Genomic DNA, 24,608 nt, shown 5'->3' with positions numbered 1-24,608 from the left:
GCTCAGCGAATAGTTTTTGGCGTCATCATACGGCGTGCGCCAATATAGTGACGCTGCCAGTAATCCTCACCCAAGGCGCTAATCTGAATATCTTTGCCGGTACGCGGCGACTGAATGAATTTGCCGTTGCCAAGGTAAACACCGACGTGGTCGGCGGTGCCGCGGCCGTTGATACGAAAGAAGACCAGATCGCCTTTCTCCAGCGATTCGCGTTTCACCGGCGCAGCGTCGCGCAGGTGGTACATTTCGTTTGCGGTGCGCGGAATTCTGAATTTGACCAGGTCTTTATAGGCGTACCAGACGAGGCCGCTGCAGTCGAAACCGGTATGCGGCGAGGTACCGCCCCACTGATAAGGCTTGCCCAGCTGCCCCATTAGCTTGGTCATCGCCGTTTCGCGCGCTTTCTGGTAGCGGAGGCGATGGGACTTGCTCATTTTGATAGTGGAAGTGCCGTCGGTATCCAGCAGCGGGAGATTAGCAGCTTTTGCGGTGCTCAGCGTGCGCTGGCGGCCATAGCGTTTGCGAGAAGACGTAAGGGTTTTTTTCGTGTCGGCGGCGGAAGGGGCAAGCTTAGCCGTTTCAATTTTCTTCTGCTTTTTCAGTTTGAGTTTTTGCGCAGTAGAAGAGCGCGTTTTTTTCGCGCTGGTTTTAACCGGTCGCCGTTTGCGGCGCTCATCTTCGCGCGCGCTTTTTTTCTCCGCCTTGTGCAGGCTGGCGTTAACCGGCGCTTGCGGCGAGGCCGAAGCGATATTCATGAACAGCTGCGCGAAAGCTAATATAAAGAGCGTAATCAGTAATCGCATAGTCCGGTTACAGGGTTAGCGGTTACGACAACAGGCCGTAACGAGGTTAGAAAAATCTGATCGGAGATCAGCGCCGGGGCCATTCTAAGCCAGGTTTTTTTCAAAAGTTAAGCCATTTTTCTATTAAACTGTTACAGGGTTGCATCTGACGCATAAATGAGCGATTTCAGCGGTTTATAGCAGCAAAGTTATTACCAGTTATGAACAGCTTAGGTTTTGATTATCGTCATAAAAACTCAGATCTTTACTAAAGAACTTAACAAACATGGCGGTTTCGCCCGACAAGCGAGAAATTGTCGTTTTCAGTGACGGGGCGAAGTCGCTACAATAAACAAACACGAAGTAAGGAATTAAGGAAGGCAATTATGAGTACTGTAGAAAAAATTCAGCGCCAGATCGCAGAAAACCCGGTCCTGCTGTATATGAAAGGCTCGCCGAAACTGCCAAGCTGCGGTTTCTCTGCGCAGGCGGTGCAAGCGCTCTCTGCCTGCGGTGAGCGCTTTGCTTACGTGGATATTCTGCAGAACCCTGATATTCGCGCAGAGCTGCCGAAATACGCCAACTGGCCGACCTTCCCGCAGCTGTGGGTAGACGGCGAGCTGGTCGGCGGCTGCGATATTATCGTCGAGATGTTCCAGCGCGGCGAACTGCAGTCGCTGATCAAAGAGACGGCGGAAAAGCACAAAGAAGCGGAATAAAAACAGCGCAATAAAAAAGGCCGACGCAAGTCGGCCTTTTTTTATGCCTGCTCCGGCGCCGCTTCCGCGTCGTCGCTCGCCGCCATCGGCAGCGGCCAGCCGCCCAGCCGTTTCCAGCGGTTTACCAGCTCGCAGAACAGCGTCGCCGTCTGCTCGGTATCGTAGAGCGCAGAGTGCGCCTGGGTGCTGTCAAAATCCATGCCTGCCGCTTTACAGGCTTTCGCCAGCACTGTCTGCCCCAGCACCAGCCCGCTCAGCGCGGCGGTGTCGAAGGTGGCGAACGGATGGAAGGGGTTGCGCTTCAGACCAGCGCGACCGGCGGCGGCCATCATAAAATTGAGATCGAAGGTCGCGTTGTGCGCCACCATGATGGCGCGATTGCAGTGGTGATCCTTGATGCCTTTGCGCACCATCTTGAAGATGGCGTGCAGCGCCTCATATTCGCTAATCGCGCCGCGCAGCGGGTTGCTGGGATCGATGCCGGTAAACGCCAGCGCCTCCGGATGAAGCAGCGCGCCTTCGAAAGGCTCGACGTGGAAATGCAGCGTCTGGTCGCGGTGCAGCCAGCCGTCTTCGTCCATTTTCAGCGTGGTGGCGGCGATCTCCAGCAGCGCATCGGTCTGCGCGTTAAAGCCTGCGGTCTCGACATCGATCACCACAGGATAGAAACCTCGGAAACGTTGATTCAGCGCGTTCAGGGAGTTCGTTTCAGACATCAGCATCTCATAGCAGAAAATAGGCAGCGCGCATTATGGCAAAAAAAAGAGGAGGGTGCAGCAGAAGGGAAAGCTTCAGCCTGTCGCAGCGCGCAGACTGAAGCGGCAAACTTAGTTGCCCAGGCCGTGACCGGCGTGTTTGTTTTCGATCAGCTCGATCTTGTAGCCGTCTGGATCTTCGACGAAGGCGATAATAGTTGAACCGCCTTTAACCGGACCCGCTTCGCGCGTGACCTTGCCGCCCGCGTTGCGGATGCGGTCGCAGGTCGCTGCGACGTCGTCCACGCCTAGCGCGATATGGCCGTAGGCGTTGCCGAGATCGTAGCTGTCCACGCCCCAGTTGTAGGTCAGCTCGATGACTGCGCCTTCGCTCTCTTCGGTATAGCCAACGAACGCCAGCGTATATTTATACTCCGTGTTTTCGCTCTGACGCAGCACGCGCATGCCGAGAACGCGGGTGTAAAAGTCGATGGAACGTTGCAGATCGCCAACGCGCAGCATGGTGTGAAGTAAACGCATAACATCCTCTTTTATTAAATCGTCATCTTCTGATGACTCAAACGCTAAGTATAGCGGTGAAAATAGCAAAAAACGGGCGCTGGCGTAACCGTCGTCACGCCAGCGTCGCGCTTAAAGCGTCGGGTAGTCGGTATAGCCTTCCGCGCCGCCGCCGTAGAAGCTCTCCGGGCGCTGGGGATTGAGCGGGGCGTCCTGCTGCAGGCGCGCCACCAGATCGGGGTTGGCGATAAAGTCGCGGCCAAAGGCCACGGCGTCGATCAGGCCGCGCGCAATCAGATCGTCCGCTTTCTCAACGGTATAGGCGCCCGCACCGATAATCACGCCGGGGAAGATCGCGCGCACTTTTTCACGGAAGGCGTCGCTGTAGGGCTTGCCGCCCGCCCAGTCCGGCTCGGAAAGGTGCAGATAGGCGATATTGCGCTTCGCCAGCTCGCCGATGTACCAGAGCGCGGCTTTCTCCTCTTCAGGGCCGTTGTCCAGATTCTGGAAGCTGCCGATCGGCGAAACGCGAATGCCGACGCGGTCGGCGGACCAGTTGGCGATGGCGGCGTCGACCACTTCCAGCGCGAAGCGGCCGCGTTTTTCAATGCTGCCGCCATATTCGTCGGTGCGACGGTTGGAGCCAGGCGCGAGGAACTGATGCATCAGATAGCCGTGCGCCGAGTGGAGCTCCAGCAGATCGAAATCCGCCTCGCGCGCATTGGCGGCCGCCTGGCCGAAATCCGCCACGATCTGTTTGATCTCGGCGACGGTGAGCTCGCGCGGCGTCGAAGTCTCTTCGCGATAGACGCTGCCATCCTCCGCGCGCAGCGAGGTACGCGTACCGGCGGCGATAGCAGAGGGCGCGACAGGCGCTTTGCCTTCCGGCTGCACGCTGTTGTGCGAAATGCGGCCGGTGTGCCATAGCTGAACGGCGCTGTGGCCGCCCGCCTCGTGAATGCCTGCGTTAATCGCTTTCCAGGCGGCAATCTGCTGCTGGGTGTGCAGGCCCGGCGCGCCGGCGTAGCCTTTCGCCTGGAAAGAAACCTGCGTCGCCTCGGTGATGATCAGGCCGGCGCTGGCGCGCTGGCGGTAATATTCGCCCATCAGCGGCGTCGGGATGTCGCCAGGCTCGATGCTGCGCAGGCGCGTCAGCGGCGCCATGAATACGCGATTCGGTACGGTAATCGCACCCACTTTGAGCGGGTTAAACAGCTGGGTACTTGCCATAACAACTCCTGTAGTAGACCGGTCTGCTATAAAACGGCGTTTTTAAAATCAGCGGATTTGCAGCCACTGTTCGAGAGTGCTTAGCGCCAGGCGCAGCGGCTGCGGCTCGCGGGACAGCTTGCTCTGCAGGCTGGCGCCCAGCCACAGAATATAGATCACTTCCGCCATCTCGCGCGGCGCGTAGGGCAGCTTCATCGTCTCCTGCCGCAGCGCCGCTTCGAGCGTTTGCGTATAAACCGCGATAATGCGGCTGGCGCCGCGCTGCAGGGCGTCGCGCATCGGCTCGGAGAGATCGCAGACTTCCGCGGAGAGCTTCACCGCCAGGCAGCCGACAATATGCCCCTGTTCGCTGAACAGCCGCTCGGCCTGGCGAAAGTGCGCCAGCAGCCGCTCGCGCGGGGTGCCTTCGCCGCGCTGCAGCCGCGCCTCGACCTGCTGGTGCAGATGCAGGAAGTAACGCTCCAGCAGCGCCACGCCAAACGCCTCTTTCGAACGGAAATAGTAGTAGAAGGAGCCTTTCGGCACCTCCGCCAGCGTCAGCAGTTCGCTGAGTCCCATTCCGGTGAAACCGCGCTGCAGACAGAGCTGCTCGCCGGTGGCGAGCAGATGTTCACGGGTTTCGGTGCGTTGCTGCGTCTTGTTCATGGCGCTTAAGGTAGTAGACCGATCGGTCAGATGCAACGCTTAGCCCGCTTTTCGGCACGTTCTGATCATGTCGAGCTGCGGCTGATATTCGCTGGTCTGCACGTTGAACATTCCCAGCAGCGTATGGAACAGGTTGTCCTGCGACACCTCTGCCGTCGGCGCCTGCTGGCGCAGACAGGCCTGATTAATGCCGTAGGTCCTGGCGTAATCATCCGACATCCACAGCAGCAGGGGAATATGCGTCTGCTGAGACGGCGCAAACAGATAGGGCGCGCCGTGCAGATACATGCCGTGTTCGCCGAGCGATTCGCCATGATCGGAAAGATAGACCAGCGCCACGTTAAAGCGATCGCTTAACCCCTTCAGCATATCGATGGTGCGGCCGATCATATCGTCGCTGTAGAGCAGAGAGTTATCGTAGGTATTCATCAGCGCCTGATGGTCGCAGTCCTGAATCTGATTGCTGTCGCAGGTCGGCGTAAACTGGCGGAACTGCGGCGGATAGCGACGATAGTAGGCGGGGCCGTGACTGCCCATCTGATGCAGCACGATAATGCCGTCGTTATTCAGGCCGTGGGTATAGTTATCCAGCCGGTGCAGCAGCACGTCGTCGAGGCAAGATCCCGCCTGGCACCAGTCGTTCAGCTTCCACAGCGTCATATCGGTATGCGGCACGCGGTCGCAGGCGCCTTTGCAGCCGCCGTCGTTTTCGCGCCACAGCACGCTGACGCCAGCGTGGCCGAGGATATCCAGCACGCCGTCCTGATGATGCGCCAGATTAGCGTCGTAGTGAGCGCGCGGCATATTAGAGAACATGCAGGGCACAGAGATGGCGGTTTCCGTGCCGCAGGAGGTCGCCTGCGGATAGTAGATAACATTCTGCTTTTTCAGCTGCGGGTTAGTTTCGCGCGCGTAACCGCCCAGCGAAAAGTTTTCCGCGCGCGCGGTTTCGCCGACGACCAGCACCACCAGCGTTTTTTTCTGCTCCGCCGCGATGGTGGGGCCCTTATGCGCGTCCTGCCCGATATGCACCCAGGCCTGGCTGCCTCTCATCCAGCGATTATTGACGTAGTGGCCGACGCCGCTGACGATGTTGGCCGGCGTGACCATTTTGACCAACCCTTTGTTATTGCGGATCAGCGAGGCGTAATCTTTATAGAAGAGCAGCGCCATCAGCAGGATAACCCCCAGCGACGCCGCCATAAACAGCGCGCGCCAGGCGAGATTCATCCACCAGCATTCGCGGCGTTTGAAGCGCGTCAGGAGTATGACAAGGGTCGGCGCCACGCCCATCAGCAGCAGCCAGATAGCGGCGTTGCGGCTGAGCAGCGCGATGGACTCCTGCAGATCGGTTTCAAAGACGTTCTGCACCATATTGGTATCGATAACGGTGCCGAAGCTAAACATAACGTAGTTTGCCGCCGCGCTCGTCAGGATCAGCACCGCCAGCAGCGGCTTGCGCAGGTAAGGCCAGGCGACCAGATTAAAGATCAGGCCGAACGCCGCCGTCAGCACAAGGGGCAGGCTGGCGGCAAAGAAGTAGTCGTGCAGCGATGTATAAGGAATGCGTTCCCAGGCGCGGAACAGAAACAAACCGTTCAGGACCAGCGCAAAGAACAGGGAAACCGCCAAATTAAAGGTGTTTTCGTGACATTGTAACTTTCTTAACTGCATGAGTATCCAGTAAAAACAATTTATCGCCAAAAGAGAATAAAGCTAATAACTTGGGAAAACCTTAACAAAGGCTCAACACTATGCGCGGAATTATCAGTTTAGCCAAACTAATTAGTTACATTTAGTGACGAGACACGCGGGTCGCAGTGAGAAAGGCTTGCGCCTTGAGCTATCTTTAAAGGAGATCATCAGCGATGTGGAGAGCCTGTGGCGGAGCAACTTGAGTTTTTCCCGGTACCCAGTCCCTGTCGCGGCATCTGCCAGGTGGATGCGCGCGGCTACTGCCTCGGCTGCCTGCGCAGCCGGGAAGAGCGCTTCAACTGGATGAAATTCAGCGACGCGCAGAAGCGCGACGTGCTGCGCCTGTGCCATCAGCGCCGCCTGCGTCTGCTGCGCCAGCAGAAACAGGAAGACGATGCCGAACCGCAGCAGCCATCCCTGTTCTGAGCGCTTTTCGTTATACTCCCTGACACTGACTGAAAGAGCACACACAGGGATATCACTATGCTACAAGCGCAACAGATCTCGCCGCAGGGCCCCGCTTTCTCTCCTCTGATCATGGGGTACTGGCGCCTGATGGAGTGGGGAATGACCCCGCAACAGCGCGTCAGCTTTATCGAACACCACCTCTCATTAGGCATCACCACGGTGGATCACGCCGATATCTATGGCGACTACCGCTGCGAAGCCGCTTTTGGCGAGGCGCTGAAGCTGTCGCCCGGCCTGCGCGATCGTCTGCAGATCGTCACCAAATGCGGCATCGCCACGCGCGCGAAGCCGGAACATCGCATTGGGCACTACATCACCGACAAAGCGCACATCGTGCAGAGCGCGGAAAATTCGCTGCGCCATTTCGCCACCGACCGGCTCGACCTGCTGCTGATCCATCGTCCCGATCCGCTGATGAACGCCGATGAGGTGGCCGAGGCGTTTCTGGCGCTGCATCAGAGCGGTAAAGTGCTCCACTTCGGCGTGTCGAACTTCACGCCGTCGCAGTTCGCGCTGCTGCAGTCGCGTCTGCCCTTTACGCTGACCACCAATCAGGTGGAAATTTCGCCGATTCAGCAAAACGTGCTGCTGGACGGCACCCTCGATCAGTGCCAGCAGCTGCGCCTGCGGCCAATGGCGTGGTCCTGTCTGGGCGGCGGCGAGCTGTTTCAGGATCCGCACTATCAGCCGCTGCGCGACGAACTGGAACAGGTGCGTCTCGAAACCGGCGCCGCTAGCCTGGCGCAGGTGGTCTACGCCTGGGTGCTGGCGCTGCCGAGCCAGCCGCTGCCGATCGTCGGTTCCGGCAATCCTGAACGCGTCAGCGAAGCGGTGGCGGCGCTTGAGGTTAAGCTGGATCGCCAGCAGTGGTTCCGCATCCGCAAAGCGGCGCTGGGTTACGATGTGCCCTGAAGCGTAAAGCTGTGTCAAACAGCGGCGCAGATCGGAAATTGCGGCCAGGCTTATCACACCCTGTGGGAGATAAGAGGCAAGCGATAATGAAAAAATCGGTCTTAGCATGTCTGTTTGCGATAAGCGGCGGCCTTGCCGGCAACGCGCTGGCGCAAGAGGTCACACTGCATAAAGTGAGCGCCGAGGGCATCGGCGAGGCGATCGGCACGGTCGATGTCGAGCAGACGAAATATGGTCTGCTGTTTACGCCGAAGCTGAACGGCCTGACGCCCGGCGTGCACGGCTTTCATGTTCACGCCAACGGCAGCTGCGAACCCGGCGTCTCTGAAGGCAAAACGGTGGCGGCGGGCGCGGCGGGCGGCCATCTCGATCCGCAAAAAACCGGTAAGCACCTTGGTCCTTACGGCGAGGGACACCTCGGCGATCTGCCGGCGATCTACGTTGATGAGAAGGGCAGCGCCGACTATCCGGTGCTGGCGCCGCGGCTGAAATCCCTGGACGAGATCAAGGGCAAAGCGTTAATGGTGCATATCGGCGGCGACAACCACGCCGATCATCCGCAGCCGCTTGGCGGCGGCGGCGGGCGCTACGCCTGCGGCGTGATCTAGTGGTTCCTTAACCGACGGCTCCTTATGGAGCCGTTTTATTAACGCTTAGTTTACTTTCCGGCTATGTTCTCCTGATGATTTACCGCCTATGATACTGATTCTATACACTTTCATCTGGTGCGATCAAAGGAGAGAAGGAATGAAGAAAACGGGCGCACTGCTGCTCTGTCTGCTGCTGGCGGGCTGCGATCAACCCAATGAAACCCAGCTCAGGACGGAAGCAGGACGTCAGCTTCAGCGCACTATCGACGCCAGCCCGGCGCGCGCCGAGTGCGAGTCCATCGCGAAAGGACGCGAATGGTTGAGCCACAGCACGCGCAAACGGCTTGAAGAGAAGGGCTGCCAGGATATCTTGCGCAGCGCCACCGAAACCAACTTTGAGCAAACGGCGATCTACCGCACCAGCATGACCATGGTGTGCGGCAGCATTATCGGCAAGAGCTTTACCGGCAGCGAAATCCGCCGGCGTTTTATCTATTCGCCTGAAGAGCGCGAGCTGGTGATTGAGCCGATGTCCGCTAACGATAAAACCCGTTTCGAGCAGCGTAAGACCCTGGCGCAGCTGCAGGCCGATTTCGACCGCCAGCAGCTGCAGTACTGCAAATAGCTATTCCGGCACCGCCTGTTTCAGCTGCGCCAGCGAACAGCGCAGCCGCCATAAAATACCCGCCAGCGTGTTCGCCTCCGTATCGTCCTCCGCCACCAGCTGGCGGATCGTCTCCTCCAGCGTCGTCAGCGTCCGATCGAGCGAGCTGTGCCGCACGCCGCGCGCGCTGATGATGCGCTGCAAATCCTGCAGGCTCGCCTCGCGCATCTGCGCCAGCGCGGTTGACGCAGGCTGCCAGTCGCGCAGCTGCCAGACGATATGCGAACAGTTGAGCAGCACGACGCCCCAGCGCAGCAGCCAGACGCGCGCCTGCTCGTCGCGGCTGCTGCTCAGCTGGCTGATACGATGGTAGATCTGCGATTCGAAGCGGCTTTCGCTCAGGCGCGGACGGCGGCGCAGCTGGTCGAGAAACGCCAGGCGCAGCGCGCGGATATGGCGGCGGCTGCGGCGCGCGTCGGAGCTGGGGCGCAGGATCTGAAACGCCAGCCAGGCGAGCATCACGCCGCACACTTTGGCAATATTGTCGTTAAGAAAGTCAGCGTAATCCCAGCTCGGCGGGTTGGTCACCGCGATAAACGAGCCCATAAAAACAATAAACTGGCCCCAGAGCGCGGCGCGCTGCTTTTGCTGCAGCTTAAACAGCTGCAGCGTCAGCAGCAGCGGAAACAAAAACAGCAGAAACTGCCACAGCTGGGAGATCTGCACCATCAGGCCGAACTTCATCACAAAGCTGAACAGCGACAGCCAGAGCAGGGTTTTCAGCAGCAGGGTGACGCTGCCGCTGGGCGAGGGTGCAGACGAGTAGAGCACGCAGGCGATGGCGGTCAGGGTTAGCGCCGCCGCGCCGGCCGACCATTGCGTGGTGATCCAGAAGGCGCAGCCCGCCACGACGGCGCAAAAGGTGCGCAGCGCGCTCCAGCCGGCTTCGGCGCTGTCGCTCTCCCGCGCCAGCGCGGGCACGGGCGGCGGCTGAAAGCGGGTATCGGCGTCGGCACGGGCCAGCAGGCGGATCCAGCGGCTGACGTTGAGGTACATCCAGCAGAAGTAGCGCAGCCGCTGACAAAAGGCGCGCTGGCGGTAGTCGCCGTCGGCGGCGGGGGTGACGCTGCGCAGGATCCGCGCCAGCCGGTATTTGTCGCACTGCGCGTTCGCCAGCTCCTGCATCAGCGCGTCGATGGCGTCGTAGAGCGGCTGCGGCGCGTCGGGCCAGTTAAGCAGCATGCGGCGCAGGCTGGAGAGCACGCTGGTCAGGCGCAGCTGCTGGTGCAGCACGTAGTTGAGCACGTTGTTCTGGCGGCGAAAGCGGTAGTGGCTCCAGAACGCCTGAATGCGCAGCAGGTTCATGGTGAGAATCTGGCTGATCACCGCTTCATGGGCGGCGCGCACCTTATCGACCTCGGTAGGCTGCAGCAGCAGCCCGGCGTGCTCCAGCAGTCGCGCGTGCATCTTCTGCAAAGAGGCGATCAGCGCCTCGCCGTCCGAGGTGCTCGGCAGCACCATCATCATAAACCCGGCGCACAGAATGCCTGAAATCACCTCGCAGACGCGCGCCTGCGTCAGATTCCAGAGATCCGTCGCATCGGTGAGGTCGACGCTGCTGAAAACGATAATCGCCGCGGTGTAGCCCGCCAGCGAAAAGGCGTAGGCCACGTTGTTTTGGTAGTGGTTGGCGATGCCGGTGCAGAACGCCAGCCAGCCGGCGATAAAAAAGGTGAACAGCCAGGGTTCGTTGAGGGTATGGCCGGCGATCAGCAGCGCGGCGCCTGCGCCCATCAGACTGCCGACGATGCGTCCGAGGCTTTTGCCGATCGCGCCGCCGACGGTGGGAAAGCTGATCACCGCTGCCGATGTCATCGCCCAGTAGGGCTCATCCAGGTCGAGCGCATAGGCGATACTGAGCGCCAGGCACATTGCGATGGCGTTGCGTAGCGCATAGCGCCACTGATTGGCGTCTGCCTTCACCCAGGGCAGCTGGTCCCAGGCCAGCCAGTGCAGATTCATCGCGCGCTCACGGCTGAATGGCGATAGAGCAGGTGGTGCCGGCCACCAGCGGCACATTATCCGGTATCTGCGCCAGGCGAATGCGCACCGGCACGCGCTGCGCCAGCCGCACCCAGGGCACGTTCGGCTTGATATCCGGCACCAGGCCGCTGTCGCTGTCGATACTCTGGTCATAGATGGCGCGGCCGATGCTTTCTACCTCGCCCTGCAGGCGCGCGCCGTTGCTGTAGAGCACGATCTGCGCCGGCGCGCCAGGCCGAATATGGCGCAGCTTGGTCTCTTCGAAATAGCCCATCACGTAATAAGAGTGGCTGTCGACCAGAGCGAAGAGCGGCGTGCCCGCCGTGGCGTAGTCGCCGACGCGCAGCGTCAGGTTGCTGATCCAGCCGTCGGTCGGTGCCGTCACGGTGGTCTGCTGCAAATTCCAGCGTGCCTGGTCCAGCGCCGCCTGCGCCGCTTTGGCGCTGGCCGCCATCGACGCGGCGTTAAGCTGCGCGGCGTCGAGATCTTCGGCCGAAATCACGTTGCGCGGCAGGCTGGCGCGGCGTCGCGCTTCATGCTGCGCCTTCGCCAGGTCGGCCTGCGCCTTGGCCAGCTGCGCCTCGGCGTTGTCCAGCGCAATCTGCCAGGGCACGGTATCCAGCGTCAGCAGCGTCTGGCCCCGGCGCACAAACTGATTATCTTTTACCGCCAGCGAGACGATGCGCGCCGAAATCTGGGGAGTCACCTGCGCCAGCTCGGCGCGGACCTTGCCGTCGCGCGTCCAGGGCGACTGCATGTAGTAGTTCCACATCCACCAGCCCGCCAGCAGGGCGGCCGCGAAGACGATAAGCGTGGAAAAATATTTTACTGCATTGAATTTCATGAGGAGTATCCCTGTCCCAGCAGAAAAAGCCCGGCGGCGACGCAAAGTACGAAAAGCGAGAGATCCAGCAGCGTCGGATGCCAGATATCCCCCGAGTAGAGCCAGCCGCGCAGCAGCGGATGAAGAATAAGCCAGAAGAAGAAGCCGAGCAGGACCGCCTTAAACAGCGGTGGAAAGAACAGCGAGGCGCCGAAGACCAGGTCGGTCAGGGGCCCAGCCGCATGAAAGGGAAAAATAGCCACGCATCATCCTTCTGATATCACCCTGGCGCCGGTCTCAAAAAGCGTAGATGAAGCGCTGGGGCTTCGCCCGGGGTTTGTAATTTGTCCTTTAAACTCGCAGAATAGTGTAAAATCTGGCTTGATAGCTAGCAAGCTAATTATAAGGAGATGGAATGGATACGCCCCTTGGAACGGATTTGTCTCGCCTGGTGCGCATCTGGCGCGCGTTGATCGATCAGCGACTGAAGCCGCTTGAGCTGACGCAGACGCACTGGGTCACGCTGCACAACATTCATCAGCTGCCGCCGGAACAGTCGCAGATTCAGCTGGCGAAGGCGATCGGCATTGAGCAGCCGTCGCTGGTGCGCACGCTGGATCAGCTGGAAGAGAAAGGATTGATTACCCGCTCGACCTGCGCGAACGATCGCCGCGCGAAGCGCATCAAGCTGACGCGTCAGGCGGAGCCGATTATCGAACAGGTTGAGAGCGTTATCGACGCGACGCGCGACGATATTCTTGCCGGCATCAGCCGCGAAGAGATCAACCAGATGGTGACCCTTATCGCCCGTCTGGAGAAAAACATTCTCGAGCTGCAGCATCGGGAAAAATAAAAAAACCGACGCCCAGGCGTCGGTTTTTTTTGCTGAGGCGATCAGCGCGGCGAAACGGTGATCTGGCTGCCGTTGGATGCCAGCGCTACGCGCTGCCCGACAGAGTAACGGCTGGCCGCCTGCTTCTGCACCACCATGATGGTATTGCCGTCATCCTTACGGATTTCCAGCTCGACGCCGTCGGTTTTATTGACTGCGCCCTGCACGCCCTGGCCTGCCAGGCCGCCAGCGATCGCACCGCCTGCGGTGGCCAGGCTGCGTCCGGTGCCGCCGCCGATGGTATTGCCGAGGAAACCGCCCAGCACCGCGCCGCCGATAGCGCCGATCACGTTGTTGTCATCGCCGCCCTGAATCTTAACCGGACGGACCGAGACCAGCGTGCCGTAAGACACGCTCTGAACCTGTTTGGCCTCACTGGCACTGTAGGTATCGCCTGACAGAGTACTGGTATTTGTGCAGCCGGCCAGCGTAATGCCAGCCAGTGCGACAGCAACGAAACGCTTGATCATTTGTAACTCCTTTCTTAAGCAATGCGCCATGTGTATCGCGAAATCCTGCAAACAGTATAAGACACAAAGCAAATTAATCTTAGTCTGAGTAAAACATGGTGAAGCCAAACATAGACTATTAGCGACTAACAAAAATTCAACCAGGCGAGAAAAAAAGTTGCGCAATGTTATTTGTTGCATAAAGTCGGGTAAAGCGTCAGGTAATCGTCGAAACAGGCGCGAGAATTTGCCAGACTGAAAGGCGTTGAATCGCACTTCCGCCACCCAGTAAGGACCAGGAATGAAATCAGGACGTTATATCGGCGTTATGTCAGGCACCAGCCTGGACGGCGTAGACGTGGTGCTGGCCGCCATTGATGAGCATATGGTGGCGCAGCAGGCGAGCTACTGCCATCCGATGCCGGGCGAGCTGCGTCAGCAGATTCTGGCGATCGGCCAGGGCCAGCAGCTGACGCTTTCGCAGCTCGGCCAGCTCGATACGCGCCTTGGCCGTCTGTTCGCCGACGCGGTCAATACCCTGATGCGGCGCGAGGCGCTGGAGCCGAGCGATATCGTCGCCATCGGCTGTCACGGGCAGACCGTCTGGCACGAACCGCAAAGCGACGCGCCGAACACGCTGCAAATCGGCGATAATAATCAGATTGTCGCCGCCACCGGCATTACCGTGGTCGGCGACTTCCGCCGCCGCGATATGGCGCTGGGCGGGCAGGGCGCGCCGCTGGTGCCCGCGTTTCATCAGGCGTTGCTGATGGACGCGGTCGAGCGCCGCATGGTGCTCAATATCGGCGGCATCGCCAATCTTTCCCTGCTCATCCCGGGTCAGCCGGTGCGCGGCTTCGATACCGGCCCCGGCAATATGCTGATCGATGCCTGGATTTGGCGTCACCAGGGCAAGCCGTTCGACCAGGACGCCCGCTGGGCGAGCAGCGGCAGCGTGGTGCCCGCGCTGCTGGAGCAGATGTTGCGCGATCCCTGGTTCGCGCTGCCGCCGCCGAAAAGTACCGGGCGCGAATATTTTAATCTGGGCTGGGTTGAGCGCCAGCTGCAAACTTTCCCGGGCCTGGCGCCGCAGGACGTGCAGGCGACGCTGACCGAGCTGAGCGCCGTCACCATCGCCCACCAGGTGCAGCTTAACGACGGCTGCGACCGGCTGCTGGTGTGCGGCGGCGGCGGCCGCAATCCGCTGCTGATGGCGCGCCTCGCCGCGCTGCTGGCGGGAACCGAAGTGGCCACCACCGACGCCGCGGGCATTCGCGGCGACGATATGGAGGCGCTGGCGTTCGCCTGGCTTGCCAGCCGCACGCTCTCCGGTTTGCCCGGCAATCTGCCCGCCGTAACCGGCGCAACGGCAAAAAGCGTGCTCGGCGCTATCTATCCGGCTAATCCGCTCTACTGACAGTAAGGAGAATCACGATGAAACAGGGGTTAACGCTTGCCGCCGCGCTGCTGCTGAGCGGCTGCGGTCTGCTGCACAAACAGGCTGAAGCGCCGCAAACGCTGCACTATCGCTGCGGCACCCTGCCGCTGACCGTCACGCTCGACAACGCCAGCGAGCAGGTCAGCTTTATCATGGACGGCCAGCCGTTAACGCTGAAGCGGGCGATCTCCGCCTCAGGCGCGCGCTACAGCGACGGAAAATATGTATTCTGGACCAAAGGCGAAACCGCCTTTATCGAACGCGACGATAAAATCGTCGTCAACGACTGTGAATTGCAGCCTGCCAGCCAGCCTGTTCATTTCGAGTAACCCGTATGAGCACGAATTTCACTCTGCAAGATATCGCCAGCCTGCGCCGCGAATATACGCGCGGCGGGCTGCGTCGCAAGGATCTGCCGGACCAGCCGCTGGCGCTGTTTGAAACCTGGCTGCGTCAGGCGTGCGAAGCGCAGCTGCCCGATCCCACCGCCATGACCGTAGCGACGGTGGACGATCAGGGGCAGCCTTACCAGCGTATCGTGCTGCTTAAGCACTATGACGACAGCGGCCTGGTGTTCTATACCAATCTCGGCAGCCGCAAGGCGCAGCAGCTGGCCAACAATCCGCGCATCTCGCTGCACTTCCCCTGGCACTTCCTGGAGCGCCAGGTGATGGTGCTGGGCGAAGTCGAAAAGCTGTCGTCGCTGGAGGTGCTGAAATATTTCCATAGCCGCCCGCGCGACAGCCAAATCGGCGCCTGGGTATCGCGTCAGTCGAGCCGGATATCGGCGCGCGGCGTGCTGGAGGGGAAATTCCTCGAGCTGAAGCAGAAGTTTCAGCAGGGCGAGGTCCCGCTGCCGAGCTTCTGGGGCGGATACCGCGTCAAATTTCACACCATGGAGTTCTGGCAGGGCGGCGAACATCGCCTGCATGACCGTTTCCTCTACCAGCGCGACGACAACGGCTGGAAAATCGACCGCTTAGCCCCGTAAAACAGCGTATTTCTCCTCTCTCAGCGCTGGCACAGAAGTCGCCAGCGCTTTATGCTATAGCCCTCTTTTTTTCTTCCGCACTCAGCGGAAAGCTGTGTACCAGCATAGGTGCAGTCTGATCAATTTGGAGTCAGTGATGACCAGCAGTAACCTGATACAACAATTGCAGGAACGGGGCTTAATCGCCCAGGTAACGGATGAGGAAGCGTTAGCAGAGCGACTGGCGCAAGGGCCGATCGCCCTCTATTGCGGCTTCGATCCGACCGCTGACAGCTTGCATTTGGGCCATCTGGTGCCGCTGCTCTGCCTGAAACGTTTTCAGGATGCCGGACACAAGCCGGTCGCGCTGGTGGGCGGTGCCACCGGTCTGATCGGCGATCCCAGCTTTAAAGCAGCAGAACGTAAACTCAACACCAGCGAAACCGTAGGCGAGTGGGTGGAGAAGATCCGCCGTCAGGTCGCGCCTTTCCTCGATTTCGACTGCGGCGACAACAGCGCTATCGCCGCCAACAACTACGACTGGTTCGGCGGCATGAACGTGCTGACCTTCCTGCGCGATATCGGCAAACACTTCTCTGTGAATCAGATGATTAACAAAGAAGCGGTCAAACAGCGCCTGAACCGCGACGACCAGGGGATCTCCTTTACCGAGTTCTCCTACAACCTGCTGCAGGGCTACGACTTCGCCGAGCTCAACAAACGCCACGGCGTGTCGCTGCAGATTGGCGGCTCCGATCAGTGGGGCAACATCACCTCCGGCATCGACCTGACGCGTCGTCTCCATCAGAACCAGGTCTTCGGCCTGACGGTGCCGCTGATCACCAAGTCCGACGGCACCAAGTTCGGTAAAACCGAAGGCGGCGCGGTGTGGCTCGATGCGAAGAAAACCAGCCCTTATAAGTTCTACCAGTTCTGGATCAATACCGCGGACGCCGACGTCTACCGCTTCCTGAAGTTCTTCACCTTCCTCAGCCTTGACGAGATCAACGCGCTGGAAGAGGAAGACAAGAACAGCGGCAAAGCGCCGCGCGCGCAGTACGTGCTCGCCGAGAGCGTCACGCGGCTGGTGCATGGCGAAGCGGGCCTGGCGGCGGCGAAGCGCATTACCGAGAGCCTCTTCTCCGGCGCGCTGAGCGACATGACCGAAGCGGACTTCGAACAGCTGGCGCAGGATGGCATGCCGACCGTGCAGCTGGGCGCGGACGACGATCTGCAGCAGGCGCTGGTGAATGCCGAGCTGGTGCCGTCACGCGGTCAGGCGCGCACCATGATCGGCTCTAACGCCGTCGCTATCAACGGCGAGAAGCAGTCAGACGCGGAGTACCGCTTCAGCGAGAGCGATAAGCTGTTTGGCCGCTACACGCTGCTGCGTCGCGGGAAAAAACACTACTGTCTGATCGTCTGGCAGTAAGCGCTTCAGGGCCGGTTTCCGGCCCTTTTTTATGGCAGACAAGGGCAAGGCAGTTCAGAACATAATGAAAAATATTCTCGCAATTCAGTCGCATGTGGTATTCGGCCACGCTGGCAACGCCGCCGCCGAATTTCCGATGCGGCGCATGGGGGCCAACGTCTGGCCACTCAACACCGTACAATTCTCAAACCATACCCAGTACGGCCACTGGACGGGCACGGTTATGCCCGCGACGCACCTGACGGAGATCGTCAAAGGCATCGGCGATATCGACCGGCTGAAAACCTGCGATGCGGTGCTGAGCGGCTATCTGGGCTCGGCTGAACAGGGCGAACAGATCCTGGAGATCGTGCGCATGGTGAAAGCCGCCAACCCGGACGCCTGGTTCTTTTGCGATCCGGTGATGGGACATCCTGAAAAAGGGTGCATCGTGGCGCCTGGCGTGGCGGAGTATCACTGTAAATACGCCATGCCCGCCAGCGACATTATCGCGCCGAATCTGCTGGAGCTGGAGATGCTCAGCGAGCGCAGCGTCACCAGCGTAGAAGAGGCGATCGCGGCGGCACGCGCGCTGATTGCCCAGGGGCCGCGCGTGGTGCTGGTGAAACATCTGGCGCGCGCCGGACGTCGCAGCGATCGCTTCGAGATGCTGCTGGTCACGGCGGAAGAGGCCTGGCATATCAGCCGTCCGCTGGTGGATTTCGGCGTGCGCCAGCCGGTCTGCGTCGGCGACCTCACCAGCGGCCTGCTGCTGGTCAATCTGCTGCACGGCAAGGATCTGAAGCAGGCGCTAGAGCACGTTACCGCCGCCGTGTACGAAGTGATGCTGACCACCCACGCCATGGGCGAATATGAGCTGCAGCTGGTCGCGGCGCAGGACGCTATCGCCCAGCCGACCCAGCACTTCGCCGCCGAAGCGCTGTAAACCTGCAGGGCCGATATCGCATCGGCCCCGCTAGCTAGGCTGCGCCTTCCGCCTTCAGCGCCGCCTGCACCGCAGGCCGCTGCGACGTACGCTGAAACCAGGCGTCCAGCGCCGATAACCCTTCCAGCTCCAGCTTCAGCGCATGCGCCCAGCGCACCATAACGTAAAGATAGGCATCCGCCACGCTGAAGCGCAGCCCCATCAACCACTGCTTGTCCTGCAGCGCCTTGTCGACGAAGCGGAATTGCTGCTCCAGCCGGGCGCGCAGCAAAGGCTTGTAGCTGTCGGGCGTATCGGACTTAAACAGCGGCGTGAACGTTTTATGCAGTTCGCTGCTGATAAAGCTGAGCCACTCCAGCGTGTGGTAGCGCGTCAGGCTGCCGACCGGCGCCAGCAGCTGGCGGTCGGGCTTCAGATCCGCCAGATATTGCACAATCGCCACGCCTTCGGTCAGGATAGTGCCGTCATCCAGCTCCAGCGCCGGCACCTGGCCTTTTGGATTGATTTGCCAGTAATCTTCGCTGCATTCGGTGACTTTTTTCATCAGATCGACATTAACCTGCGTGAAGTCGAGCCCGCACTCACGCAGCACGATATGCGGCGAAAGCGAGCAGGCGCCAGCCTTACAGAACAGTTTCATCACGGACCTCCGGATTGCGACAGGATCATTGCAGCTTAATGCCTCGTCGCCGAATTGCCAGTGACCGCGATCAAGCGTTGCCCCTGGCCCGGAAAAGGATAAAAAAAAGCCGGGCGCATGGCCCGGCTGCATGTCACCTGAACGATCAGGCCTGCGCTTTTTCCAGCTCCGCCTGCGGCGTCTGGGCCATGCGGTTCAGCAGCGGTGCGGTCAGCAGCATCAGCACGGCGATCACGCCGGTAACGATGCCGATCTGCTGGAAGACGCTGCTGTAGACGTTCAGCGAGGCGAGCGGATCGGTCACGTTCTCCGGCACGGCCATCAGGCCCGCCACTTTACCGGCGATCATCGCCGCGCCAGCGGTGGTGAGGAACCATGAGCCCATGATAAAGCCCATCAGGCGTTGCGGCACCAGCTGCGCCACCATCGCCAGACCGAGACCGGAGATCATCAGCTCGCCGATGCTCTGCAGCGCATAGCTAAGGATCAGCCAGCTAACCGAGACGATACCGGCATCCGAAGCGAACTTTGCGCCCAGCGGCAGCACCAGGAAGGCGGCCGAGCAGAGCACCATGCCGATAGCGAATTTAAACGGCATCGGCAGACGGTCGCCCAGCTTGTTGTAGACCGCCGCCAGCAGGGGGCTCGCCAGCATAATCCAGAACGGGTTGAGCGCCTGGAACTGCTCGGGCTCGAAGGTAATCCCCAGAATGGTGTGTTCGACGTTGCGAATCGCGAAGAAGTTAAGCGAGGTCGGCATCTGCATATAGAGCACGAAGAAGACGATCGCCTCGACCATCAGCAGAAACGCCACGATCATTTTGCGCCGCGCCGCGCCTTTCAGCGAGAACGCCTCTTTGGCGAAGATCAGGATAATGCCCAGCGCGACCACGCCCAGGGTAATGCGCGCGATAGTCTGGTGATGCAGCAGCCAGGTTGCAATCGCGACCAGCACCACGACGCCTACCAGGGTCATCAGCAGCTTGCTGACGTTGAGCGGCGCGAAGTCCGGCTTCGAGCCGTAGTTTTTCACCAGGCCTTTGCAGAACAGAAAGTTGAGCAGGGTAATCACCAGACCGACAACCGAGAGGGAAAAGGCCACGCTCCAGCCATATTTCGCCGCCAGCCAGGGGGTCAGCATCATTGAGAAGAGCGAGCCGACGTTGATTGACATGTAGAACATGGTGAAGGCGCCGTCGAGACGCGGGTCATCTTTCTCGTAGCAGGTAGAGAGCAGCGAAGAGGGGTTCGCTTTGAACAGCCCGCTGCCTACCGCGATGGTCGCCATGCCGACATAGACCATGCCGACGTCATGACCGGAGAAGGCCACCAGCGCGTAACCCAGCGCCAGCACGATGACGCCCAGCACGATAACGCGCTTGGTGCCCAGCACTTTATCGCCCAGCCAGCCGCCGATAGCCACCAGGCCATAAACCAGCGCGCTAAAAGAGGCGAACAGAGTAATAGAAGCCGCTTCCGACATACCCAGCTGTTTAACCAGGTAAACAGCCATGATGGCCTGCAGGCCGTAGAAACCGAAGCGCTCCCACAACTCAATCGAGAAGATCAGGTAGAAGGCCTTCGGCTGTTTGAACGCATTGAGGCTAACGGCCTCATCAGTGTGTTTGTTTGCAGTTGACACGTGTACCTCAGTTTTTCGCGTACCCTGTTTTACGACAGGAAATAAGTCCGCGTCATGTCAGGATTCCATGCGCGACATTGTTATTAGTAGGGAAAAGCGGCGCCTAATGTGGCTGATAACGCGCATCAGGGCAAGAATTTTTTGAATGCTGAAAAGCCTGGTCTATGTAAGGTTTAAAAACCGATCTAACTTTGTTAAATGGATTTTAATTTCAGCAGAGATAATTCTACCAGAATAAACGTTTGTTTTTCATGAGAAGAGGATAATAATAACCACATAAACTGCTTTACTGTAATTTAACAGGCTAAGGCATCGTCGTTCGGTAATTAACCGGTTCATTATGCTGGATGGAGCTAATTTATCAGCTAATTTGAACAATAAACCAGCATGTTGGCTTCCAGTAATGAGAAAGAACGGGTAAAAGTTGATCCTTCGCACAGAATCACCAATTAATTCATCGGGTAAAACAAGAAAGCGTTTGCGTGCCGCGTCAGGCGCATAAAAATGCGATTTTTACCGTCTCGACATCAAAATAGCGATCCGCTAACCTCGACATTTCCCTTTACAGGACGTATTCATGTCAGCATTAGTAAACCTGGCACTTGTGGGCGATTACCGCGCCAGCGCCGTTGCGCATCAGGCTATTCCTCTGGCTATTGAGCGCGCCGCCGCGCATCTGGGCGCCGCCGTCAGCTTTCGCTGGCTCCCTACTGACCAGCTCGGCGATCTCAGCGCTGTGAAAGAGAGCGACGCCGTCTGGGTCGTGCCGGGCAGCCCCTATAAAAACGATGAGGCTGTGTTTGAAACCATTCGCTGGGCGCGAGAGCGGCAGCATCCGTTTCTCGGCTCCTGCGGCGGTTTTCAGTATGCGGTGATTGAGTACGCCCGCAACGTGCTGGGCTGGCAGGATGCCAGTCACGCCGAGACCGACGAGGGCGGCCGCATGGTCATCGCGCCGCTCAGCTGTTCGCTGGTAGAGCAGCGGGGCGAAGTCAGGTTCGCGCCGGGATCGCGCATCGCCGAGGCCTATGGCGCGCAGTCAAGCGATGAGGGCTACCACTGTAATTTTGGCGTTAATCCCGCCTTCAGCGAGGCGCTGGAGGGGGAGAATTTGCGTATCACCTCCTGGGACGCTTCAGGAGATGTGCGCGGCATTGAACTGATCGATCACCCTTTCTTCGTCGCGACACTGTTCCAGTCGGAGCGGGCGGCATTGCAGGGGAAAGATTCGCCGCTGGCGATTGCCTGGCTACAGGCGGCGCTGGCAGGGCGCTAACGCACGACGGGCGCGGCGCGCCCGTCAGATTTCCGTCTTGTCGGGAAACTCGCAGAGATCTTCAATCAGGCAGGCGCCGCAGCGCGGCTTGCGCGCGACGCAGGTGTAGCGGCCATGCAGGATCAGCCAGTGGTGGCAATCCACCTTAAACTCGGCAGGCACCACTTTCAGCAGCTTCGCCTCTACCTCTTCCACGTTCTTGCCCGGCGCGAAGCGAGTGCGGTTGCTGACGCGGAAAATATGGGTATCTACGGCGATGGTCGGCCAGCCGAAAGCGGTGTTCAGCACTACGTTAGCCGTTTTGCGCCCGACGCCCGGGAGCGCCTCCAGCGCGGCGCGATCTTCCGGCACCTCGCCGCCGTGCTGCTCCAGCAGAATACGGCAGGTCTTGATCACGTTCTCAGCCTTGCTGTTATACAGGCCGATCGTCTTGATATGCTCCTTCACGCCCTCGACGCCCAGCGACAGCATCGCGGCGGGGGTGTTAGCCACCGGATAAAGCTTTGCGGTCGCCTTATTGACGCTGACGTCGGTCGCCTGCGCCGACAACAGCACGGCGATCAGCAGTTCGAACGGCGAGGTAAAATTGAGTTCGGTGGTGGGATGCGGGTTGTTGTCCCGCAGCCGGGTAAGGATTTCTCTGCGTTTCGCCTGATTCACACCGCTTTCCCTGCAGGCGCGTGCGGTTCGGCCGCCGCAGCTTCAGCGGCGCGGCGCGCGGCGCGCTGTTTCAGTTTCTGATCGATCAGGTATTTCGCGGCCAGCAGCATGCCGAGGCCGATAAACGCGCCTGGCGGCAGCATCGCCAGCAGCATCGGCGAGTCGAAGTGCACCACCTCGATGCGCAGCGCCCTGGCCCAGGGGCCGAGCAGCTGATCCGCGCCGTTAAACAACGTGCCGCTGCCGATCAGCTCGCGAATCGAACCGAGGGTGACCATGGCGCAGGTTGCGCCCATGCCGATGGCGAAGCCATCCAGCGCGGCAAGGGGAATGCTGCTCTTTGAGGCCACCGCTTCGGCGCGGCCGACCACGATGCAATTGGTGACGATCAGCGGAATAAAGATGCCGAGCGACTCATAAAGGCCATAGGCGTAGGCGTTGATCAGCATCTGCACGCAGCTCACCACCGAGGCGATGATCATCACGTAGATCGGGATGCGGATTTCCGACGGCACCCAGCGGCGCGAGGCGGAAATGGCGCTGTTGGTGATGGTCAGCACCAGCGTGGTCGCCAGGCCGAGTCCCAGCGCGTTGGTCGCCGTCGAGGTGACGGCCAGCAGCGGGCAGAGCCCGAGCAGCTGCACCAGCGCCGAGTTGTTTTTCCACAGGCCGCCTACCAGCAGGTTTTTGGCTTCACTCATTTGCGTCTCCACATTCGGGCAGCGACGAGACGTTGCCGCTCAGCGTTTCAATCAGTAGCGCGGCGCGCTTAGTGGCGTTAACCACGGCGCGCGGCGTAATGGTGGCGCCGGTAAACTGGTCGAACTCGCCGCCATCTTTCTTTACCGCAAAAGCTTTGTCATCGGCGCCGTGCACGACTTTGCCGTTAAAGCTGTTAATCCAGTCTGAGATCCGCAGCTCGATCTTGTCGCCAAGCCCCGGGGTTTCATGATGTTCGATAACGCGTACGCCCAGCACTTTGCCGTGAAAATCGGCGCCGACCAGCATCTGTATCGCACCAGAATAGCCATCCGGCGCGGTGGTCTCAAGCGCGGCCGCCACCGGCGCATCGCCCTTGCGCGCCAGATAGAGGTGGTGCGGCGCGGCGTTGCCCAGCGCGGCATCGGTGACAAGGTAACATTCGCGCTGAATCTGATTATCGTACAGCTCGACCGGCACCACCTGATCCAGCAGGTTTTTTTGATTCAACGCTGTCTGATGGGCAATGGTCGGTTTGGTTACGTAGTTCACCACGGCGGTCAAACCGGTGGTGAACACCGCGAACAGCGCCAGGGTAACGGCGTTTTTACGGATAGTCTCAAGCATCGATCACTCCTTGCGATGGCCGTAGACGCGCGGCTGCGTGTAGTAATCGATTAACGGCACGCAGATATTCGCCAGCAGCACGGCAAAGGCGACGCCGTCAGGGTAGCCGCCGAAGCTGCGGATCAGCCACACCAGCAAACCAATCAGCGCGCCGTAAAGCAGACGCCCGCGGTTGGTGGTGGAGGCGGTAACCGGATCGGTGGCGATGAAAAACGCGCCGAGCATAGTGGCGCCGGAAAAGAGATGGATCAGCGGCGTGTTAAGGCTCTCCGGCGAGATCAGCCAGCCCAGCGTGGCGCAGAACGCCAGCGACAGCAGCATCGCCGCCGGAATATGCCAGCGAATGGCGTTTTTCCACAGCAGGAACAGGCCGCCGGCCAGATAGCCAAGGTTGATCCACTGCCAGCCGAGGCCGGCCAGCACGCCGGTATAGATCGGCTGCGCCAGCAGCTGCTCCGCGCTGTGGCCGGCGCGCAGGCCGGTTTTAAACGTATCCAGCGGCGTCGCCTGGCTGACGCCGTCGACGCCGAGCTGCAGCTGCTGCATGGTATCGCCCGCCAGCGTATGGCCGGTAAAGATCATGCTCAGCGAATCAAGCAGGCCTGGTTTCACCGCCTGCAGCGCATCGGGCGGCAGCCAGCTGGTCATCTGCACCGGGAAGGAGATCAGCAGCACCACATAGCCGACCATTGCCGGATTGAAAGGGTTTTGTCCCAGGCCGCCGTAGAGCTGCTTGGCGATAACGATAGCGAACAGGGTGCCGATCACCACCAGCCACCAGGGCGCAAGCGGCGGCAGGCTAATGCCGATAAGCACGGCGGTCAGCAGCGCGGAGTTATCCGCCAGGCTGGGAGCGATCGGCGCCTTGCGCAGCCGCATAATGGCCGCTTCCGCCAGCCACGCGGTCAAGACCGCCAGCAGCACCTGCAGCACGCTGCCGTAGCCAAAGAAATACCATTGCGCGGCGAAGCCGGGGACGGCCGCCAGCACCACCAGCAACATAATGTTGCCGGTGCTGCGACGGTTATGGGTATAAGGGGAGCTAGCGATACGAAAAGCCATTTATTCCTCAAACGTCGACGGCGGCTGCGCTTTACGCGCTTTGGCCCGGGCGATAGCGGCAGCGACGGCTGCCTTGCGCGCGTCTTCCGACGGACGCGCATCACTGTTTGCAACGTCGAGGGTCACGACGTCCTTTTCTGATGCCTGCGCGGCAGCGGCTTTTTTCGCTTT

The 24,608-nt window shown here is 60.0% G+C and carries 28 protein-coding genes; 12 read left to right on the top strand and 16 right to left on the bottom strand.

Annotation, left to right across the window (positions count from 1 at the left end):
• Window positions 1-2 precede the first annotated feature (2 nt).
• A complete protein-coding gene (locus HA46_RS17370) occupies window positions 3-803 on the bottom strand; it encodes a C40 family peptidase (RefSeq protein ID WP_084885704.1) in 801 nt (266 codons plus the stop codon).
• A gap of 362 nt (window positions 804-1,165) precedes the next feature.
• Between HA46_RS17370 and HA46_RS17365 the strand changes: the two genes are divergently transcribed.
• Window positions 1,166-1,501, top strand: coding sequence for a Grx4 family monothiol glutaredoxin (locus HA46_RS17365; RefSeq protein ID WP_179256429.1), 336 nt, complete (start codon window positions 1,166-1,168; stop codon window positions 1,499-1,501).
• Window positions 1,502-1,542: 41 nt separating this feature from the next.
• On the opposite strand, the gene rnt is transcribed toward HA46_RS17365, so the two are convergent.
• From rnt to eptA, 5 genes are all read right to left on the bottom strand, one after another.
• Complete coding sequence (gene rnt, locus HA46_RS17360) at window positions 1,543-2,217, bottom strand: ribonuclease T (RefSeq protein WP_033789899.1); 675 nt, start codon at window positions 2,215-2,217, stop codon at window positions 1,543-1,545.
• 111 nt (window positions 2,218-2,328) lie between these two features.
• Window positions 2,329-2,736, bottom strand: coding sequence for a lactoylglutathione lyase (gene gloA / locus HA46_RS17355; RefSeq protein ID WP_033747448.1), 408 nt, complete (start codon window positions 2,734-2,736; stop codon window positions 2,329-2,331).
• Window positions 2,737-2,847: 111 nt separating this feature from the next.
• Window positions 2,848-3,945, bottom strand: coding sequence for an alkene reductase (gene nemA / locus HA46_RS17350; RefSeq protein ID WP_084885699.1), 1,098 nt, complete (start codon window positions 3,943-3,945; stop codon window positions 2,848-2,850).
• A 48-nt stretch (window positions 3,946-3,993) separates the two neighbouring features.
• Window positions 3,994-4,590 carry a TetR/AcrR family transcriptional regulator gene (locus HA46_RS17345; RefSeq protein WP_084885695.1) on the bottom strand — a complete coding sequence of 199 codons (597 nt, stop codon included), beginning with the start codon at window positions 4,588-4,590 and terminating at the stop codon, window positions 3,994-3,996.
• A gap of 39 nt (window positions 4,591-4,629) precedes the next feature.
• Window positions 4,630-6,264: a phosphoethanolamine transferase EptA gene (eptA, locus tag HA46_RS17340; protein WP_084885692.1), complete on the bottom strand. Its 1,635-nt coding sequence runs from the start codon at window positions 6,262-6,264 to the stop codon at window positions 4,630-4,632.
• A gap of 207 nt (window positions 6,265-6,471) precedes the next feature.
• Between eptA and HA46_RS17335 the strand changes: the two genes are divergently transcribed.
• The 4 genes from HA46_RS17335 to HA46_RS17320 all read left to right on the top strand — a co-directional run bounded on the left by HA46_RS17335 (window position 6,472) and on the right by HA46_RS17320 (window position 8,880).
• Window positions 6,472-6,711: a DUF1289 domain-containing protein gene (locus HA46_RS17335; protein ID WP_084885690.1), complete on the top strand. Its 240-nt coding sequence runs from the start codon at window positions 6,472-6,474 to the stop codon at window positions 6,709-6,711.
• Between the two features lie 57 nt (window positions 6,712-6,768).
• A complete protein-coding gene (locus HA46_RS17330) occupies window positions 6,769-7,665 on the top strand; it encodes an aldo/keto reductase (protein ID WP_084885687.1) in 897 nt (298 codons plus the stop codon).
• Window positions 7,666-7,751: 86 nt separating this feature from the next.
• Entirely contained in the window at window positions 7,752-8,273 is a 522-nt protein-coding gene (sodC, locus tag HA46_RS17325) for a superoxide dismutase family protein (RefSeq protein ID WP_033789848.1), read from the top strand.
• A gap of 139 nt (window positions 8,274-8,412) precedes the next feature.
• Entirely contained in the window at window positions 8,413-8,880 is a 468-nt protein-coding gene (locus HA46_RS17320) for a hypothetical protein (RefSeq protein ID WP_033789850.1), read from the top strand.
• Here the strand turns inward: HA46_RS17320 and HA46_RS17315 are convergent, their stop codons facing one another.
• The 3 genes from HA46_RS17315 to HA46_RS17305 are packed head-to-tail and all read right to left on the bottom strand — an operon-like array spanning window position 8,881 to window position 11,988.
• Window positions 8,881-10,881: an FUSC family protein gene (locus tag HA46_RS17315; RefSeq protein WP_084885683.1), complete on the bottom strand. Its 2,001-nt coding sequence runs from the start codon at window positions 10,879-10,881 to the stop codon at window positions 8,881-8,883.
• Between the two features lie 7 nt (window positions 10,882-10,888).
• On the bottom strand, window positions 10,889-11,746 hold the full coding sequence (locus HA46_RS17310; RefSeq protein ID WP_033789854.1) for an efflux RND transporter periplasmic adaptor subunit: 858 nt from the start codon (window positions 11,744-11,746) through the stop codon (window positions 10,889-10,891).
• Entirely contained in the window at window positions 11,743-11,988 is a 246-nt protein-coding gene (locus tag HA46_RS17305; protein ID WP_084885680.1) for a DUF1656 domain-containing protein, read from the bottom strand. The genes HA46_RS17310 and HA46_RS17305 overlap by 4 nt, the downstream gene beginning before the upstream one ends.
• 152 nt (window positions 11,989-12,140) lie before the next feature.
• On the opposite strand from HA46_RS17305, the gene slyA reads away from it, so the two are divergent.
• A complete protein-coding gene (gene slyA / locus HA46_RS17300) occupies window positions 12,141-12,578 on the top strand; it encodes a transcriptional regulator SlyA (protein WP_033747426.1) in 438 nt (145 codons plus the stop codon).
• 41 nt (window positions 12,579-12,619) lie between these two features.
• On the opposite strand, the gene slyB is transcribed toward slyA, so the two are convergent.
• The gene (gene slyB / locus HA46_RS17295) at window positions 12,620-13,087 is read right to left on the bottom strand and encodes an outer membrane lipoprotein SlyB (RefSeq protein WP_033747425.1); all 468 of its coding nucleotides are present in this window, start codon (window positions 13,085-13,087) and stop codon (window positions 12,620-12,622) included.
• 280 nt (window positions 13,088-13,367) lie between these two features.
• Here slyB and anmK point away from each other — a divergent pair, with 280 nt between their 5' ends.
• The 5 genes from anmK to pdxY all read left to right on the top strand — a co-directional run bounded on the left by anmK (window position 13,368) and on the right by pdxY (window position 17,831).
• The gene (anmK, locus tag HA46_RS17290) at window positions 13,368-14,483 is read left to right on the top strand and encodes an anhydro-N-acetylmuramic acid kinase (protein WP_033789858.1); all 1,116 of its coding nucleotides are present in this window, start codon (window positions 13,368-13,370) and stop codon (window positions 14,481-14,483) included.
• A 17-nt stretch (window positions 14,484-14,500) separates the two neighbouring features.
• Entirely contained in the window at window positions 14,501-14,833 is a 333-nt protein-coding gene (locus HA46_RS17285) for an MliC family protein (RefSeq protein ID WP_084885678.1), read from the top strand.
• Between the two features lie 5 nt (window positions 14,834-14,838).
• Window positions 14,839-15,495: a pyridoxamine 5'-phosphate oxidase gene (pdxH, locus tag HA46_RS17280; protein ID WP_033789862.1), complete on the top strand. Its 657-nt coding sequence runs from the start codon at window positions 14,839-14,841 to the stop codon at window positions 15,493-15,495.
• 136 nt (window positions 15,496-15,631) lie between these two features.
• Window positions 15,632-16,906, top strand: coding sequence for a tyrosine--tRNA ligase (gene tyrS / locus HA46_RS17275; RefSeq protein ID WP_084885674.1), 1,275 nt, complete (start codon window positions 15,632-15,634; stop codon window positions 16,904-16,906).
• 64 nt (window positions 16,907-16,970) lie between these two features.
• Window positions 16,971-17,831: a pyridoxal kinase PdxY gene (gene pdxY, locus HA46_RS17270; RefSeq protein WP_084885671.1), complete on the top strand. Its 861-nt coding sequence runs from the start codon at window positions 16,971-16,973 to the stop codon at window positions 17,829-17,831.
• Between the two features lie 34 nt (window positions 17,832-17,865).
• Here the strand turns inward: pdxY and gstA are convergent, their stop codons facing one another.
• Together gstA and dtpA are read right to left on the bottom strand one after the other, a co-directional pair.
• A complete protein-coding gene (gstA, locus tag HA46_RS17265) occupies window positions 17,866-18,471 on the bottom strand; it encodes a glutathione transferase GstA (RefSeq protein WP_084885668.1) in 606 nt (201 codons plus the stop codon).
• Between the two features lie 145 nt (window positions 18,472-18,616).
• Entirely contained in the window at window positions 18,617-20,113 is a 1,497-nt protein-coding gene (dtpA, locus tag HA46_RS17260) for a dipeptide/tripeptide permease DtpA (protein WP_033789869.1), read from the bottom strand.
• Between the two features lie 577 nt (window positions 20,114-20,690).
• Between dtpA and HA46_RS17255 the strand changes: the two genes are divergently transcribed.
• Entirely contained in the window at window positions 20,691-21,389 is a 699-nt protein-coding gene (locus HA46_RS17255) for a CTP synthase C-terminal region-related (seleno)protein (RefSeq protein ID WP_084885665.1), read from the top strand.
• Window positions 21,390-21,413: 24 nt separating this feature from the next.
• Here the strand turns inward: HA46_RS17255 and nth are convergent, their stop codons facing one another.
• Genes nth through rsxD form a run of 4 tightly spaced genes read right to left on the bottom strand, consistent with a single transcriptional unit; the run spans window position 21,414 to window position 24,437 of the window.
• On the bottom strand, window positions 21,414-22,049 hold the full coding sequence (gene nth / locus HA46_RS17250) for an endonuclease III (RefSeq protein WP_033789873.1): 636 nt from the start codon (window positions 22,047-22,049) through the stop codon (window positions 21,414-21,416).
• Complete coding sequence (locus HA46_RS17245) at window positions 22,046-22,750, bottom strand: electron transport complex subunit E (protein ID WP_033789875.1); 705 nt, start codon at window positions 22,748-22,750, stop codon at window positions 22,046-22,048. The genes nth and HA46_RS17245 overlap by 4 nt, the downstream gene beginning before the upstream one ends.
• A complete protein-coding gene (gene rsxG / locus HA46_RS17240) occupies window positions 22,743-23,375 on the bottom strand; it encodes an electron transport complex subunit RsxG (RefSeq protein WP_033789878.1) in 633 nt (210 codons plus the stop codon). The genes HA46_RS17245 and rsxG overlap by 8 nt, the downstream gene beginning before the upstream one ends.
• Window positions 23,376-23,378: 3 nt before the next feature.
• The gene (gene rsxD, locus HA46_RS17235; RefSeq protein WP_033789880.1) at window positions 23,379-24,437 is read right to left on the bottom strand and encodes an electron transport complex subunit RsxD; all 1,059 of its coding nucleotides are present in this window, start codon (window positions 24,435-24,437) and stop codon (window positions 23,379-23,381) included.
• Window positions 24,438-24,608 lie beyond the last annotated feature (171 nt).

This window comes from Pantoea septica (assembly GCF_002095575.1).
GTDB lineage: Bacteria > Pseudomonadota > Gammaproteobacteria > Enterobacterales > Enterobacteriaceae > Pantoea > Pantoea septica.
This window is presented reverse-complemented; position numbering and strand designations above follow the sequence as displayed.